This window comes from Hydrocoleum sp. CS-953 (genome assembly GCF_002260545.1).
Lineage (GTDB): Bacteria > Cyanobacteriota > Cyanobacteriia > Cyanobacteriales > Microcoleaceae > Trichodesmium.
Window position 1 is genome coordinate 1 of record NZ_LGSU01001478.1, and the last position, 17564, is coordinate 17564.

11 protein-coding genes and 1 pseudogene are annotated in these 17564 nt (G+C 35.3%); 8 read left to right on the forward strand and 4 right to left on the reverse strand.

The window, feature by feature from the left end; all coding sequences use genetic code 11:
* Positions 1-226 precede the first annotated feature (226 nt).
* Together AFK68_RS32300 and AFK68_RS32305 are read left to right on the forward strand one after the other, a co-directional pair.
* Positions 227-1417, forward strand: coding sequence for a cysteine desulfurase family protein (locus tag AFK68_RS32300; protein ID WP_094678269.1), 1191 nt, complete (start codon positions 227-229; stop codon positions 1415-1417).
* A 524-nt stretch (positions 1418-1941) separates the two neighbouring features.
* Positions 1942-2787, forward strand: a complete 846-nt coding sequence (locus AFK68_RS32305) for a prohibitin family protein (RefSeq protein WP_094678271.1) — start codon at positions 1942-1944, stop codon at positions 2785-2787.
* 1298 nt (positions 2788-4085) lie between these two features.
* Here the strand turns inward: AFK68_RS32305 and cofH are convergent.
* Positions 4086-5273 (reverse strand): 7,8-didemethyl-8-hydroxy-5-deazariboflavin synthase subunit CofH, encoded by a 1188-nt coding sequence (gene cofH, locus AFK68_RS32315; protein ID WP_094678275.1) that lies wholly within the window; start codon positions 5271-5273, stop codon positions 4086-4088.
* Positions 5274-5990: 717 nt separating this feature from the next.
* The gene (locus tag AFK68_RS32320; RefSeq protein ID WP_094678277.1) at positions 5991-6602 is read right to left on the reverse strand and encodes a DUF3318 domain-containing protein; all 612 of its coding nucleotides are present in this window, start codon (positions 6600-6602) and stop codon (positions 5991-5993) included.
* Positions 6603-7064: 462 nt separating this feature from the next.
* On the opposite strand from AFK68_RS32320, the gene AFK68_RS32325 reads away from it, so the two are divergent.
* Positions 7065-7352, forward strand: coding sequence for a hypothetical protein (locus AFK68_RS32325; protein ID WP_094678279.1), 288 nt, complete (start codon positions 7065-7067; stop codon positions 7350-7352).
* Between the two features lie 479 nt (positions 7353-7831).
* Complete coding sequence (locus AFK68_RS32330) at positions 7832-9421, forward strand: peptide ligase PGM1-related protein (RefSeq protein ID WP_094678281.1); 1590 nt, start codon at positions 7832-7834, stop codon at positions 9419-9421.
* Between the two features lie 131 nt (positions 9422-9552).
* Here the strand turns inward: AFK68_RS32330 and AFK68_RS32335 are convergent, their stop codons facing one another.
* Positions 9553-10134, reverse strand: a complete 582-nt coding sequence (locus AFK68_RS32335; protein WP_210407736.1) for a hypothetical protein — start codon at positions 10132-10134, stop codon at positions 9553-9555.
* Between the two features lie 127 nt (positions 10135-10261).
* On the opposite strand from AFK68_RS32335, the gene AFK68_RS32340 reads away from it, so the two are divergent.
* The 4 genes and pseudogenes from AFK68_RS32340 to AFK68_RS32355 all read left to right on the forward strand — a co-directional run bounded on the left by AFK68_RS32340 (position 10262) and on the right by AFK68_RS32355 (position 14242).
* Positions 10262-11653 (forward strand): hypothetical protein, encoded by a 1392-nt coding sequence (locus AFK68_RS32340; RefSeq protein ID WP_094678283.1) that lies wholly within the window; start codon positions 10262-10264, stop codon positions 11651-11653.
* Positions 11654-11821: 168 nt separating this feature from the next.
* On the forward strand, positions 11822-12772 hold a 951-nt coding region (locus AFK68_RS47325; RefSeq protein WP_143438529.1), incomplete at its 3' end, for an FAD-dependent oxidoreductase.
* 1 nt (position 12773) lies between these two features.
* A pseudogene (locus tag AFK68_RS47330) lies at positions 12774-13961 on the forward strand (FAD-dependent oxidoreductase); the annotation flags it as partial.
* A 2-nt stretch (positions 13962-13963) separates the two neighbouring features.
* On the forward strand, positions 13964-14242 hold the full coding sequence (locus tag AFK68_RS32355) for an FAD-dependent oxidoreductase (RefSeq protein ID WP_094678287.1): 279 nt from the start codon (positions 13964-13966) through the stop codon (positions 14240-14242).
* A 1320-nt stretch (positions 14243-15562) separates the two neighbouring features.
* Here AFK68_RS32355 and AFK68_RS32360 read toward each other — a convergent pair.
* Positions 15563-17461: a sensor histidine kinase gene (locus tag AFK68_RS32360; protein WP_210407737.1), complete on the reverse strand. Its 1899-nt coding sequence runs from the start codon at positions 17459-17461 to the stop codon at positions 15563-15565.
* Between the last annotated feature and the right edge of the window lie 103 nt (positions 17462-17564).

The window sequence follows — 17564 nt, forward strand, 5'->3', positions numbered from 1 at the left end:
ATTATTGCCTGATTAAAATTTAATTTTTGGATATATTTAAAACTCAAAATCAAAAATGATTGGTATTCTCTGGATGTCTTAAAAGTTTTGAATATTAAGTTATGAAATATTTCTTCTGAGATATTCAGTTAAACTATTTTTCTCTAATTCTTAGCTCACATAAACTAACACTTTTTTAAGTATATTTCGACAAAATTAGCATAAGAAAAAAAACGGACAAAAGATGATGCAAATTTATCTAGACTATAGTGCTACAACACCAACAAGGCCAGAAGCGATCGCTCTTATGCAGCAAGTTTTTACCCAACAATGGGGTAATCCATCTAGCTTACATACATGGGGCCAAAGGTCGGCAACATTAGTGGAAAGGGCAAGAATAAAAGTAGCGAATCTTATTAATACAGTGCCAGAATCAATTATTTTTACTTCTGGGGGAACTGAAGCTGATAATATGGCAATAATGGGTGTAGCACGTTGCTATGGAAAACCTCAACATATAATTATTTCTAGTGTCGAACATTCTGCTATTTCAGAACCAGCAAGAATGTTAGAAAACTGGGGTTGGCAAGTGACAAGATTACCTGTTGATAGACAAGGAAGGGTAGATCCTCAAGAACTACAAGCTGCATTACAATCGAATACAGTTTTAGTTTCCATAATTTATGGCCAAAGTGAAGTTGGCACTCTCCAACCTATTACAGAATTAGGTAATATTTGTCGTTCTCATGGGGTTTTGTTTCATACTGATGCGGTTCAGGTGGTGGGGCGTTTACCATTAGATGTACAAACACTGCCAGTAGATTTGTTATCTTTATCTAGTCATAAAATTTATGGTCCTCAAGGTGCAGGGGCGCTTTATATAAGAAACGGTGTGGAGTTAGTCCCTTTATTGGGTGGTGGAGGCCAAGAGATGAAATTACGTTCTGGTACTCAAGCAGTGGCAGCGATCGCTGGTTTTGGTGTGGCTGCAGAATTAGCTAATGAAGAGATAGCTACAGAAACACCAAGGTTAAGTAGGTTACGCGATCGCTTATTTGCACATATGGCAGATAACCCTTATGTAATTTGTACTGGCGATCGATTATACAGATTACCTCATCATGTTAGTTTTTGTATTGTGCCTGGTGAAAATGAAATAGATGATAAGGTTACTGGTAAAACTCTAGTGCGACAATTGAACTTAGCTGGAATTGGTATTAGTGCAGGTTCAGCTTGTAATAGTGGCAAAATAGCTCCGAGTCCGATATTACTGGCAATGGGATATACTGAAGATGCTGCTATTAGGGGTATTCGTTTAACGTTGGGACGAGAAACAACGGAAGCTGATATTGATTGGACGGCGATGGTACTGAAGCAAATTTTAGCAAGACTTATGCCTAATACTAATTCTCAAAAGTTTGACTATGTATCTTTGTGATGGGGTCATTTCATTTATCAGTTACCAGTTATCAGTTATCAGTATCTTTATGCTTCAGCTAGAAGCTTGAAATACAGAATCTTCTTTTTTTTATCCTGTTATATAACATCAGATTGAATAGTTGTCCGAAGCGACGATAGTAAGCAATCTCAAGAGTTTCGCGAGATTGCTTCCTTCTTCTCCGTTCCAGTCGCAATGACTAATGACTTAAGTAGGGTTTTATGATATAGATCAGGAATTACGCACCAGACCACATATATAGCGCTTAAAACTATAGCGCTATAGTTTTTCAACTGTCATATATAGTACCTTTGCGTAAGTCCTGTAGATATTAAAATGTCTCAAGTCTCCTGCTTATAACAAAAGGTACTGATAACTGATGACTGATAACTGAATTCCCTACTCCATATTTTCAGGAAATTATAAAAATATTATATAATTTGAGTTTTAATTTTCAACAGGAACTAAGATCGACACAGAAGATTTACTAATGAGTTGTAGTCTCAAATTTAGGAGTAGATAAATTGAAAAGTCAACAACAAAGTTTACAAACATTAATATTAGCAACTGCGTTATCTGTAATATTGCTACTTGGCTTTAATTCGTTTGTAATTATTAACCCTGGTCAAGCAGGTGTTCTGAGTATTTTAGGTAAAGCTAGAGATGGAGCTTTGATAGAAGGAATTCACTTTAAACCTCCTCTTATTTCTGAAGTTGATATATATGATGTGACTGTGCAAAAGTTTGAAGTTCCTGGTCAAAGTTCTACAAAAGATTTACAACAATTATCTGCTAGTTTTGCGATTAACTTTCGTTTAGATCCATTGCAAGTAGTAAAAATTAGAAGAGAACAAGGCACTCTACAAAATTTGGTTGCTAAAGTAATTGCACCACAAACTCAAGAATCTTTTAAAATTGCTGCAGCTAGAAGAACTGTTGAAGAAGCTATTACAAAAAGAGTAGAATTAAAATCAGACTTTGATAATGCTTTGGGTTCTCGCTTGGATAAATATGGAATCATTGTGTTAGATACTAGCGTGATTGATTTAACTTTTTCTCCTGAATTTGCTAGAGCGGTTGAAGATAAGCAAATTGCTGAACAAAGAGCGCAAAGAGCAGTTTATATTGCTGAGGAAGCAGAACAAGAAGCTGAGGCAGAAATTAATCGTGCTAAGGGTAAAGCAGAAGCTCAAAAACTATTAGCTGAAACATTAAAAGCACAAGGTGGTCAGTTGGTTTTACAAAAAGAAGCTATAGAAGCTTGGAAAAAAGGTGGTTCTCAAATGCCTAAAGTTTTAATTCTTGGCAGTGAAAAGTCTCAGAATGTTCCTTTTATTTTCAATCTCAGTGATATTGATGAAAATGAATAGTTAAAAGAAGTAAGAAGGAAGAAGGAAGAAGGAAGAAGGAGGAAGGAGGAAGGAATAATTAAGTATAAGAGAGTATTCAGTTGGGAATTTAATTTGAGCTGAATACTCTCAAATTTTCTAATAGACCTTTCCGAAAATTAATTTCAAACTTTGACAATTCCTAGGCTAAAATAATGGCGAACTTCACCTCAACCAAACCTACAAATATGATTAAATTTAATCACATATCCCTTTTTGTTCAATTTTCCAATCAAGCCATTTTTTAATAACATTAAAAATGAAATTTTGTGCCTCAGACAATGACATTGGATTTTTCGGAGGTTGTTGTTTATTGCTACCATGTCTTGCTTCATAACCAATTGCATCTGGATGATTGGCAGTTTGTGTAAAATCAGAAACTGAAAATTTTTCCCTTGTCACCCATCCTTCTATTTTTTTACTTTTTTTACCGCCTACTTCATCTTTAATAATGTCGTAAATTTTGTATAGATTTATAAAATCATGTTCGTATGAAGTTAACAAATGAATAACTTTTTTCACTTGCTCATCTTCCTTTGTAAGTAACAACAAATCTTGAACATGATACTCAAAAGGTAAATACTGACCTTTGCCTTGAATTTCTACATCAATTAGAAGTCTAATTGGATCTACAATATTGCAGTGAGCTTTAAGATTGTGTTCACAAGTTTGTTTTCCAGTTTCATCAATTTCACAAACAACATCAGGTTGAAGAACAGGAAATCCTGAAAAATAAAGCATGGCAAGACCACTTATATTCTCTAGATTATCTTGACCCCACTTATATACTTGTTCCAAACTGTTCATTAATTCAAAACTTGAATGAACTAAATAATAACGACCATCTTCTTCTATCAAACTATACTCATTACATGAACTAAGAAATTTAGATAAATCTAAAAATTGAAATCCTGTAATTCTCAATAAAATTNTTCCGAAAACAGGGCAACCCAGCAAAAATCTAGATATAGCTTTTACTTTTTTCTTGAGTTTGATTACTTCAATCCTATCTAGAAAGTATACTATTAATTCTAACTTCTGACTTCAATAAAATGTTGGGTTTCGTCACCTCAACCCAACCTACAAAAAACTCTTAACTTTTGCTTTTTGAATTTTAACTTTTGAGTTGATAATGTTGGGTTTCATCACCTCAACCCAACCTACAAAAAAATCTTAACTTTTGCCTTTTGAATTTTAACTTTTGAGCTAGTAATGTTGGGTTTCGTTACCTCAACCCAACCTACAAATACTTCTTGACTTCTGACTTCTAACTTCTGACTTCAATAAAGCGTATTCCTTTGTTGATAATTTCTCCCCAAATCTCTAATAGCTTCCTGCAAATTTTCTACCTGCATACAAGTACCTCCCAAAGCACCTGCCATTGTGGTAATATGTTCTTCCATTAAGGTACCACCAATATCATTACAACCCCATTTTAATGCTTCTTTTGCTCCATCCAAACCAAGTTTAACCCAACTCGGTTGATGATTAATAATCCAATTTCCTAAGAATATTCTCGACACTGCAGTTAACAATAAAACATCCAACAAAACAGGTTGGTCTCGCCCTACCCTCCGACGCAAAGGTGCAGGTGCTTCTTGTCCGACAAAAGGTAATAAAATAAACTCCGTTATTCTTGCTGGATAATCTTTTTCAATAGCAGTTTGTTGGAGAAAACGCAACCTTTCTAAATGTAAAATTTGCTGTTCGGGAGTTTCAATATGACCGCATAACATGGTACTTGTAGTTGGCATTCCTAAACGATGTGCCGTACCAACTATTTCTAACCAAGTCGCCGTATCAATTTTTTCCGGGCAAATAACTCGCCTGACTGCATCATCCAAAACTTCGGCAGCAGTACCTGGCATCGATCCAACCCCTGTATCCCGCAAAGCAGCAATTACATATTCATAACTCACCCCATCCTCTCTAGCAATAAACTCTACTTCCTGGGGAGAAAAAGCGTGTAAATGCAAATGAGGAAACTCATTTTTAATCTCCTTTACCAGTTGCAAATAATAAGGTAAAGATTTTCCTGCAACTTTAGCTTGAAGATTTAATCCTCCCTGCATACAAATTTCTGTCGCCCCACGTTGCACCGCATCATTAGCTTTTTCTAAAATTTGACCAACATCTAACCAAAATGCACCATCATCACCCTCATCTCTACGAAATGCACAAAAACTACAATGTTGTTCGCAGATATTGGTAAAATTTATATTGCGGTTGACAACGTAAGTTACTGTATCACCTACTTGTTGTTGTCGGAGTTGGTCTGCTGTTTTCTGGATAGCGGTTATTTCTGGTGGAAGTTGAGTTAAGGTAAGTTTGCTGAAATTAGCTTCAGTAGTTGGAGATAATAATAAAAGTGCTTCTGTTGGAGACAAGTTGTCACCTTCGAGAGCGCGATTTAAAATTGTCTCTAGGTTTGTCTGTAGGTTTTGGTTTGTCATATTGAAAGTAGTCATGTTTATTTGGTAATATCAAATCTCAATAATTATAGGACTTACGCAAAGAAACCGGGTTTTTAGGATAAATCGTTGTTTTTAACAATAAACATTGAGGAAAAAACCCGGTTTCTAGGTTCGCCTGTGTAAGTCCTGAATTAGTTATTGGGTAGTCATGTATAGTAATAGTATGCAGCAAAAAGGAATACCTGGCAGTGGGAGCAAGATGCTCCCACTGCCGTGTTTCATAACAAACATTGTCGGACAATACACGATCATTAACAATGCACCACCACCAGTTATTGTAGGTCATTGCGACTGGAATGAAGTGAAAGGTTTGCGGAGCATTCCGGAACGGATAGCAATCTCATAGGTTAGACGAGATTGCTTCCTATCGTCGCAATGACAAATTATATACAAAAGGTTAAAGTAAGAAAGTTTATAGCAGTTTTCATCAAAGTAGGGGCGAATGGCCATTAGCTACGCACAACTTTCCTATCGGAATGCTCCGCAAACGTTAACGCCCCTACAGGGTTTTAATTGTGATCTGAAGTCATCTGCAGAAAATGTCTTTTTAAATAATTGCAGTGTTTTTTTAATGGGTAGAGGACTGTAGGGGCGATTCGCGTAATTAGGAGCATTCCGGAACGGAAAACACATTTTTGCCGGTGCAACGTCCCTACTGTGGTTTACCCAAATGAAAAATGCTGTAAAGGGAGCAAGATGCTCCAACTACGATTATTCTTTCCTCACTTTTTCTGGTACTCCCACTGGAGATAAACCAGCGATCGCTTTTAAATTTTGAGACCTAATTAACTCTGTAAAATTAAAATTATTCCGCCCTTCAATTTTGGCTACATTTTCAATTCCTTCTAATAAATGATTAGCTGCTTCAGGTGCTTCATAACCCCTTCTAGTTGATATTCTAATTGCCATTTCATCTGCTGCTAATTCTGTTTCTGTACTATGATTACTCTGCCAAATTCTTGTCAAACCAATTACACTTAAACCACTAGCAACTAAAATGCCAAGTGCATCAGTTTCTGCTAATTGGGACATTATTCCTACTAACCCAACTCCCAAAATAACTTGATTTATATTTGGTTTAAACCATTGAATTTCACATAACCAACTTACAGTTCTTAACATAATTAAATCTCGTTGTTCTTTGGGTAAATTCATCCATAAATCAAAATTTAGATAGATCGTCCGATCGTTTTTCCATGGTACAGGAAAGGTTGTTTTAATAATTGTAGGTTGTTCTGGTTTTCCTACTATTTTTGTCATCATTCGCCCATAAGCGGGCATAATATCTAATAAACGGCTAGTTTCAGAAAGTTCAGAACCCATATTTTTAACTCCTCCCAAAGTATTATAGCAATCAGGAATGAGATGTGAGAAAAACTGTAGGGGTTTGGTCTCCAAACCCTCGCTAAGATGGGATTTGGAGACCAAACCCCGTTAGATAAAATATTACAAATTCTCACAAATTACAACTGATTGCTATATATAAAGTTTGATAATAAATTTGCTTAAAACAAAAGTACAACAGATTCTAACTATAGCAGTTACCAAAGTGTTTAGAATATTCTTCCGCTTCTCAAATTTAGTAACAATAACAATTTAACCTCTGTACGCTGCCAATTTAACAACTTTCCCTTATCTAACTTCTGACTTCTGAGTTCAATTTATTCCTCTAGCTTTTAGATTAGCTAAATTCAAGCTAAAATTCTCATATAGTAGGTAAATTTTTCCTCTAGTTTTGAGTTAAAATCTTGACAGAAGTAAAATTATATGATAAGAGAGTAAACAATGGAAGCTTTTAATCTAACTCCTCCCCAATGGACTGAATCGGCAATTCATAGCTTTGATTTCTTCTGTCCCAAATGTGGGGCAAGTACAATGGAAGCAAAGGCAGTATGGATTAATCGACGATCGCCTGTATATACAGAAAATAGTCGTCGCAAATGGCAAGAATTTTATCATTGTCATTGTAATACCAGTTGGTGGGCTTGGAGTAGCGATCGCCCACCTTCTAAGTATGCTAGTAGTGAGCAAGATGATGATATGGGTGATTTAGATTTAGATATAGACATTTAAGTCAAAATTCTAAACTAATAATTTCGGTATTACTGAATAAAAGTATTATTTTATAGGAATCAGGAGTATTTGAGGGTTGATTTTCTGTTTACTCCTGATACTTACTTAGGGCTTGCTGAAAAAGTCTTATGGGTAAGTGTAGGAGTCAGGAGGTAGGGACGTTTTGCTGCGCAGCATTCCGGAACGGAAAACGCATTTTTGTTACGCAACGTCCGTACGGAGTCAGGAGAAGTGGGAATTATAGAGAAGGCAGGAGGAAGAATAGTAAGAGTGATTTTTCTGCCATAATCTATCCAAAATGCTCACAATTTCTGCCTTATCAACCAAAAAGCTGGTACTTTTTTCAGACCTAAAAAGGCTAAAACCTTTATCTGTAAATGCTTTGATATTTAATCAGCAAGCCCTACTTATACTTATTAATTCTGATTATATAAATGTCAAATTGGTTCGATAAAACTCAAGAATAATTGATAAAAACTATGACAAAATTAGATACTACTAATACAGAAAAATCCTTACTATTTAAGGAACTACAAACTAATTTGCGCGATCGCTGGCAAAATATAGATGTATCCGATCAGGGTGACTCGGATATTTTGGTTATCCCTTCTGTTACCTTAGATCAACGGGAGTTGGAAAAAGTACAGGGTGTTCACAACTATGAGGAACGACATCTGTTTTCCTTAATACGCTTGCGCAACCCCCGCACCCGATTAATTTATGTTACTTCTGACCCCCTACATCCTAGTATTATTGACTATTATTTACAACTGTTACCAGGAATTCCCTTTTCCCACGCTCGCGATCGCCTGCTCCTATTTGCCACTTATGATGCTTCTGCGAGACCTCTAACTGAGAAAATTTTGGAACGCCCCCGTCTCATTGAGCGGATTCGACAAGCGTTGCGTCGGGAAAAATCTTACATGGTTTGTTATAACTGTACCCCACTCGAACGAGAGTTATCTTTGCAGTTGGGTATCCCTCTGTTAGGATCGGACCCAGATTTGAGTTATTGGGGTACGAAAAGTGGCAGTAGACATATATTTGCTGAATGTAATATTCCTCATCCTGATGGTAGTGAGTTAGTTTGGAATATTGATGATTTAGCATTAGTAACAGCGCAGTTGTGGGAAAGGCAACCTCATCTCCAACGAATAGTGATTAAATTGAATGAGGGTTTTTCGGGCGAAGGTAATGCGCTGTTAGATTTGCAACCACTACAAAAAGTAGAGAAAAGTGATAGGGTGAAAGCTATAGTTAATAGTTTTGCGACACTGCGGTTTCAGTCTGTTGATGAAACGTGGGAAAATTTTCGTAAGCGTATTTTTGAGTTAGGTGCAATAGCAGAAGCTTTTATAGAGGGAGATGTAAAGCGATCGCCTAGCGTACAATGTAGAATTACCCCCAAAGGTGAAATTGAAATCACCTCCACCCATGACCAAATTTTGGGGGGACCTGATGGGCAAATTTTTCTGGGTTGTCGTTTTCCTGCTGATGAAACTTACCGATTAAATTTACAAGATTTAGGTATAAAAATAGGAAAAAGTTTAGCTGAAAAAGGTGCTTTAGATAAATTTGGAGTAGATTTTGTTGCTGTAAATAAGGGTACAAATGAATCCCAAAAATGGGATTTATTTGCGATTGAAATTAATTTGCGCCGAGGTGGTACGACTCATCCATTTATGACATTAAAGTTATTAACAAATGGAAGTTATGATTATGATACTGGTTTATTTTATAGTCAGCATGGGCGACCAAAATTTTACAAAGCTACGGATAATTTACAAAAAAGTCGTTATCGAGGTTTATTGCCTAATGATTTAATGGATATTATTGCTTTAAATAGATTACATTTTGATAGTGGTACTGAGACAGGAACGTTATTTCACATGATGGGTTGTTTATCACAATTTGGCAAATTAGGTTTAACAAGTATTGGCAATTCTCCTGAACAAGCAGAGGAAATTTATCAAAAAGTTATTGATGCTTTGGATAGTGAAACAACAGGGGATAATAATAGCTGGGGATTACCCCCAACTAATTCGATTTCTTGGAATAGTAAGATTTAATATCAAATCTGGTAGTATCGGTATAAACAAATATAGAAACCGGGTTTTTATTAAATGCCCTACTATCTAACATCTACCTTTGATAAACCCGGTTTCTTATAACACTCCAAAGGAAGCGGATTTGATTTAATTTATGTAGTTGAAACCTTGGTATTATTTTGAGCTTTAATATCTCTTCTTCCCCAAGGTTTCAAAAAGGAAATAATAAAGATAAAAATCAGACTCAAAAGTTGAATTGATGCACCAATAACTATGGCTTTAGCATCAAACATAAATAGAGGATTACTCAAAGCTTGTAATCTTTCCGTATCAGAAATAGCTGTCATTGCATTAGTCCAAGGTCCCAACCAAAATGTTCCAGAAGTAATTAATATACTGGTAAGAATCCACTTAGTAATTACCCAAGAAAATTTAAAAAATCCCCAAATTGTTAACCAGCAAAGTAAGGCTCCAGTCAGTAAAGTAATATTAGCAGCAGGAACAACTACCCAGTCATCTAATAATTTTACAATTGAGTTAATTGCGTAAAGTTCATCACCATTAGTCCTGTTAAAATTATTGATGACCATAATTAGCATAGAAAGGACAGTGCCAAACCAAACTGCTCCAGAAATAACATGAGCAGATATGAGCCAACTTTTTTGATTTCCTATTAGTCTAATTCCTGGTTTCTGATTTTTTTTCTCTTTAGGTAAGACAGACTGATTAGTCATATTTTAGTTCCTAATTGTTTCTATTTATGATAGTATTAAAATTATAGTTTAACTTAAAAATAGTATTCTGTTGTTGAATAATCTAAATATATTATCATTATAGAAGGTAGTTAAGAGTTAATTATTTATGACGTTTACTAGGCAACCTCAGCCTAAATTATTAGAACAGGAATTTCCCAGTCAAGCAATATCACTATATGATGGTTCTGCTGAATTAATTGATGGAGAAAATACCATTCGAGGTGAAGCTTTGATTCAGATTTCTTGGTATCCTTTTCCATTTGTTAGTGTGAAATTTGTATATTATGGTGAAGGTCTCAGTGATGATATAGAATTAAATTTAGATAATACAGAGCTGAAATTAGCTGAGATAAATTTAGTTCCTAGAATGAAAGTTGTAATAACAAAAGGATTAGCTGATGGAACTGGGAAAAGAGAACGTTTTGGCTATTTAAAGGAGCCTTTGATACAAGGGAGAACAGATAATTTATCATCAGTTACTTTTCAGATAGCTAATTTTTTATTTGTCAATTTTTCTAACGATAATTTTGAATATGATGACGAAGGAAATGAAACAGAAATAGAACGAGAGTTCTGGTTGCCAGACAGTTTTGGCGCTCAAGTTATCTTTGAGTATGGTGGTTGGCATATTGTTTTAGCAAGATTAGATGATCCTTTTGATTTTGAAAAAAGATTGGAAGCTGAAGGAGGATATGGGATTTCTCATATCTGCAAAATTAAACGTTTAGATAGTAAAAATTTTGATTTAAGGGAAAGCTATGAAGTTATTAATGCCTTTATTTATTACATTTCTTTTCTTAGAGGAATTTGGATAGCACCTCTTTACATTTTAGGCTTTGATGCAGAGGGAAATCAGGTATTAGAAGAATGGCGTACTCCAACTATTAAAGCTGATTCCTGGCAATCTCCTTATTATTCCTGGGGTTGGGATGAGTGTGCAGAAGTTGTTGATGCTTTCCCTGGATTTATGAAGAAGTGGCAAGATGAAACATGGCAAGAAGTAATTCAAAATTCTATTCAGTGGTATATAGAAGGCTATAAGCATACAAATGGATATAATAGTTCTATTATTTTAGTACATTCTGCTTTAGAAAAAATAGCATGGACACATTTAAACAGTAACAACTATATTAGCTCTGTTGGATTTCAAAAATTATCCTCTGACGACAAAATTAGACTGTTACTTAAAACTCTTAATATTTCTCTTATTCCAGTTAATGATAATTGGGAAATTATTAAACTAGCTAAGGCATATAATTGGGGAACTGATGAACTGGGTAGTATTAGCATAATTATGCAGGTGAGAAATTTACTGATTCATCCCAAAATAAATAAGAAAGAAAACAAAATTAAACTAACAGAAAGTATGATGGAGGAAGTTTTTGTTGTTGCTCATAACTACTTATTAAAATGCTTACTGAAACTCTTTGATTATCCTTATGGAATAGATACATATAAACACAAGCTAGACAAAACAAAACTTTTCTCAAACGACTGACTAAGAATAATATTGAACAAGGGCGAATGCCATTCGCCCCTACAGATGGGGTTTTCAAGGTGAATTTGTGTAATTCCTGGTATACTTAATTTTCACTTTATTCTCCATCAAATCTATTCAAATTAATTTATAATTTTAACTTTTAACCCTTAATTTTTCACCTAAATTATGCTCAAAAAAAACAAACCAATAATTAGTCTAATTCTCAGCTTATTTTCCCTAACTCCTACTATCGCCCCCACCTTCGCAGCGCCACCCCGTACCCCAGACCAAGAAGAAACCTGCGAAATACTCATCATCGGCGGCGGTTTGTCAGGAGCGGCAACTGCCTACGAATCACTATTAGTAGGACGCACCGTTTGTATAACAGAAATCACCGACTGGGTAGGCGGTCAAATTTCTTCCCAAGGTACCTCCGCTCTCGACGAACGCGGAACTCAACGCAGTCTCCTTTTTTATCCCCGTGGTTATCTAGAATTACGGGAACGCATTGAGGAAAAATACGGTAGACTAAACCCCGGCACTTGTTGGGTAAGTGTTTCCTGTTTTATGCCTTACGATGGTCATGGTATCCTATTTGAGATGTTAGAGGATGCTGCTGAAAAAGGCGGAGGAACATTAAAATGGTTTCCCAATACTGTTGTTAAAGAGTTAGACATTTCTAATAATCAAATTAATAGAGCGATCGCCATCCAACATCAACCAGCAGCTAACACTCCACCCATAAATACCGAACCTTTATCTCAAATTATCGAAGATGCTTACCGCTACAAAAATTCAGCAAGATTTGATAAAACCATCATTCAGTTTGTACCCCAACCATCCCCAGAAAAAACAGGTGGTGCAGACTGGTATGTTGTGGAAGCAACCGAAACCGGAGAAATTATTGGTTTGGCAGATGTTCCCTACCGTCTCGGTATCGATCCTCAAACTTATGTTGACCCCTCATCCCCTGTTGACAGGAGAGACTCCTACTGTACTCAAGGTTTTACCTACACCTTCGCGATGGAGGCGACCGAAACACCTCAAATTCATGTGGAACCCCCATTTTATTCTAAGTATGCTCCCTATTATAGTTATGAATTATCGAGATTAGCTAATTTCAACTTAGTTTTCAGCNCGGTATCGATCCTCAAACTTATGTTGACCCCTCATCCCCTGTTGACAGGAGAGACTCCTACTGTACTCAAGGTTTTACCTACACCTTCGCGATGGAGGCGACCGAAACACCTCAAATTCATGTGGAACCCCCATTTTATTCTAAGTATGCTCCCTATTATAGTTATGAATTATCGAGATTAGCTAATTTCAACTTAGTTTTCAGCTATCGGCAAATTTGGTCGATGCAACCAGATGCACCCCAACCAGCTAACTACAGAGAACGAACAATTTTTCCCGGTGATATTTCCATGCAAAATTGGACTTGGGGTAATGACTACCGCCCTGGAAACCGTGACGATAACTTAATTTACAGTCGCCAACAACTGCAAGCTACAGGCCAACTGCAACCGGGAGGTTGGATGGGCGGTTTGCGTGCCGAAACTCTCCGTCGAGGTGAGGAAAATGCTCTCGGTTATTTTCATTGGTTAGTTGAGGGTACCACTGACTCTCAGTTAGGAGAAGGAGTGAAGAAAAAATATCCAAATCATCTTTTATTGACTGGGTTTGATGCGCCAATGGGAACAGCTCACGGGTTGTCAAAATATCCTTATATGCGAGAGGGGCGACGCATTATTGGTCGTGTCGGGAAAACTCACCCAAGAGGTTTTACAGTAGGAGAAGTTGATATTGCTAAAAAGAATTTTCGGGATAATTTTTATCTCCAAAATTTACCCCCAGATATGTTGCATTATTTGTGGGGAAGTGTAGCTGCTTTTGTACCTCCAGATGCACAAATTAATTCAATGAAAGAAATGCCTCAACGAGCAAGGGCAACGATTTTTCCTGATAGTGTGGGAATTGGTCATTATGCTATAGATTTTCATCCTTGCATGACAAAAAGTCCGGCAGAAGCACCAGGCAATACTGAACGAGCAGGTATTAGGCGAGGTCAGGGTTCTGCCTATCCTTTTCAAATTCCTTTACGAGCAATGATCCCTCAAAAAATTGATAATTTATTAGTAGCTGGAAAGAGTATTGCGACAAGTTATATTGCTGCTGCTGCTTATCGAGTTCATTCTTTTGAATGGTCTGCTGGAGCTGCTGCTGGTACAACAATTGATTTTGCTTTAAAAAGGGGTATTTTTCCTTATGAATTAATTGATGATATGCCTTCTAAAGAATGGGAATTAGAAATATTACAGAGTCGNAATTGATAATTTATTAGTAGCTGGAAAGAGTATTGCGACAAGTTATATTGCTGCTGCTGCTTATCGAGTTCATTCTTTTGAATGGTCTGCTGGAGCTGCTGCTGGTACAACAATTGATTTTGCTTTAAAAAGGGGTATTTTTCCTTATGAATTAATTGATGATATGCCTTCTAAAGAATGGGAATTAGAAATATTACAGAGTCGTTTGCAGGAAAATGGCAATCCCACAGCTTTTCCTGAAACTTCTATTTTTAATAATACTTGGAATGAGTGGAAATAGAATTGAAGTAGCACTCAGCTATCAGCTATCAGCACTCAGCTTCTCAAGGTGTGTAATGGTGGTTTTAATCCACCATTAAAAAGATGAGGTATTTGTGTTGGGTGGGAAATATATTAGAAGTCAAATGCTTCAGCTATTCTATAGCAATCCTGAATAGGTTGTAAGATTTTACCGTAGGGGTTTGGTCTCCAAACCCACACAAGGGGTTTGGTCTCCAAACCCACACAAGGGATTTGGAAACCAAACCCCTACCATTTTTTCTCACAAATTAACCACAGATGATATAAGTCTTAATAGTCATGGCAACTGCTCTAATATTCTATCCACTTAAAAATTTATACGGTTCAGGTTTAGACCAATAGACCTCTGAAAAAATTAATCTCTAGAATAAATTTAATAAAGAGTTTTTAGGAGAGGTTAAGATAGGCTTCAGCATTAATTTTTGCTTCCTGTTCCCTACTATATACTCCCCTAAAATTTTTATTAACTCAAGTTGCAAATTTCTGTATTTAGACTTTTTTTGAAGTATATCTGACTTAAAAACCTAAAGTGTTGCAACTTGAACTAAGGAAACTAACTTAGGCTTAGATGTGCTAGAAACAAAACTATCATAGTTATATNCTAAAATTTTTATTAACTCAAGTTGCAAATTTCTGTATTTAGACTTTTTTTGAAGTATATCTGACTTAAAAACCTAAAGTGTTGCAACTTGAACTAAGGAAACTAACTTAGGCTTAGATGTGCTAGAAACAAAACTATCATAGTTATATCTATATCTTGGTTTTTTAATGGCGACAGAAAATGTGTGATTACAAGTTCTATTAATTGAAACTTGTCTAAATTTAGAAATTTTGCATTTAGTTTGTAACATTTTTCTACCTAATAAATATTGATTACAATTACCTATCAATCCTAAGCTTTAGCTTTTTTGTTTCCCTGAAATTACTCTAGTATTAATAAACCTAACATCTCTTAGTTAAATTTTTAATAAATTCAGGTTAAGATTCATTCATTAATTAATAATGGATAATGAATAATGGATAATTACCTCTTTAACAATTGATTGTGGATAATGAATAGTATTTCCCAGTAAGGGTGAGGTAAGCTGCTGTAGATCCCCCCTAGCCCCCCTTGAAAAAGGGGGGAACCGGAAGTCCCCCTTTTTAAGGGGGATTTAGGGGTATCGTTGATGTACCTCACGCCCGGTGAAAAGCGCTATATAGCAGTTATTGTCTTTACAAGATAAACAAAAAAAATCCTTTTAGCCAATTCTCTTATTTGTATAAAAAAGGTAATTAATAATTATTAATAATTAATTATTTAATGAGGCATTTGAGTCGGCAAAGTAATAGTAAATTCTGTTCCATGTTCAGAATTAGAAATTACTTCAATTTTTCCACCATGTTGTTTAATAATCTGGTAGCAATTTGTTAGTCCTAAACCTGTACCCTGACCAACAGGTTTTGTTGTAAAAAATGGGTCAAATAATTTGTCTAAAATATTCGCTGGTATTACCGGACCGTTATTCCAAAAACTTACTTTTACTCGGTCGATATCTATTTTTTCAGTCTGAATTTTGAGAGTAGGAACAAAATCTATTTGACTTACTTGCAATTGAAATTCTGGTTCGTTAATGGCATCAATAGCATTACCAAGTATATCTATAAATACTTGATTTATATTGGCTGGATAGCACTCAACTAAAGATAAATCTCCATAGTTTTTAATTAATTTGATTGAGTCAAGTTTATGATTTAAAATTACCAGAGTATTTTCAATACCTTGATTAAGATTAATAGATTTAACATCTGACTCATCCAAGTGAGAAAAATTTCTTAAAGACTTAACAATTTGTCGAACCCTTTCTGCACCATTGTTCATAGAAGATAAAATTTTCCACAAATCTTGAGTTAAAAAATCTAAGTCAATTTCTTCTAGATAATCTTCAATTTCTGGGTTGACTTGAGGATAATGTTGCTGATATAAATCTACTAACTCTAATAAACTCTCAGCATATTCTTCAACATACCTAGTATTGCCATAAATAAAGTTAATTGGATTATTAATTTCATGGGCAACTCCAGCAACCATTTTCCCTAAACTAGACATTTTTTCTGTTCGGATAAGTTGAGATTGAGTTTCTTGAAGTTGCTCTAGTGTTTTAGTCAGTTCAATAGTCCGTTCTTCCACGCGATTTTCTAAAGTTTTTTGAGACATTTCTAGCTGATGAGTATATTCTCCTACCCACAAAATAAGTTTATTTAAAGAAATAGCTAATAACCCAACTTCATCTTTTGTATTCACAGTAGCTTGTAGGTGAAAATTAGATTCTTTAGTAACTCTTCGAGCAACTTCAGTCACTTGTTTTAAAGGATTAGCAATTACATTACTGATGTAAATTGCTAAAAATGTTGCCGTACCAACGGAAATAAGAATACTAATAAAAATAATTCTTCTTTGTAACTTAATTACCTCATTAAAACTAGAGTGAGCTTGAAAATATTGCTCATCTGCTAGTTTGATAATAGAGATTAGTTTTCCCGATAAACGCTCCAATTTTAGATCTATTTGAGTAGCTTCCCTGTCAGTTAATGAAACAATAATTGCCTGTTGCGCTTGAGGCACTTCCTCTGGTTTTAAATTAGGTGGGTCAATTTTTTTCCATAGGGATTTAATTCGATTTACATAATCGTTTGTGACTGTTGTATAAGATTCTAATAGTTCTTGATATTCCCTAATTTCTACAGCTAAATCATTAGGATTAGTATCTATAAAAATAGCAATTTCTTCTAAATTTTTCCTGACTCTACTAACATATCCTAAAAATTTTGCTTTCTCAAAATCAAACCAAATATTTCTAGTTAATGTTGGAACTAAATTTTGAGGATGGGAAGTCATCCCCAACACAGATTTTTCCAAATCATTTAGAATTTTACTTTGTTTGTCTGCAATATTTAATGTTTTTAGCGCCTGCTTTTCATAATATTCCGAAATTATTAACCCTATAGTAATTCCAATTACTGCAACGCCAATCGCTATGGCATAGCTATAACCAAATTTTTGAGCAATACTCAGACGCTTTAATACATTACTTATCCTATTAATCTTAAATTTGCATAGCAGTTTCCAAATTCTATTTTTATTTGGCTGTGGCATCTTATTTATTAGAGAAGAATTAACTTCTATATATTGGGAATAGTCATTTTCTTCAGATTGCATAAAAACTTGTATTTTTATTAGCTATTTTACTTTCAGCAACTAGGGGCAGGTTTTGAGGATTAAATCGCTGTTATATTAAGGCTTTTGTATAAACCCGCCCCTA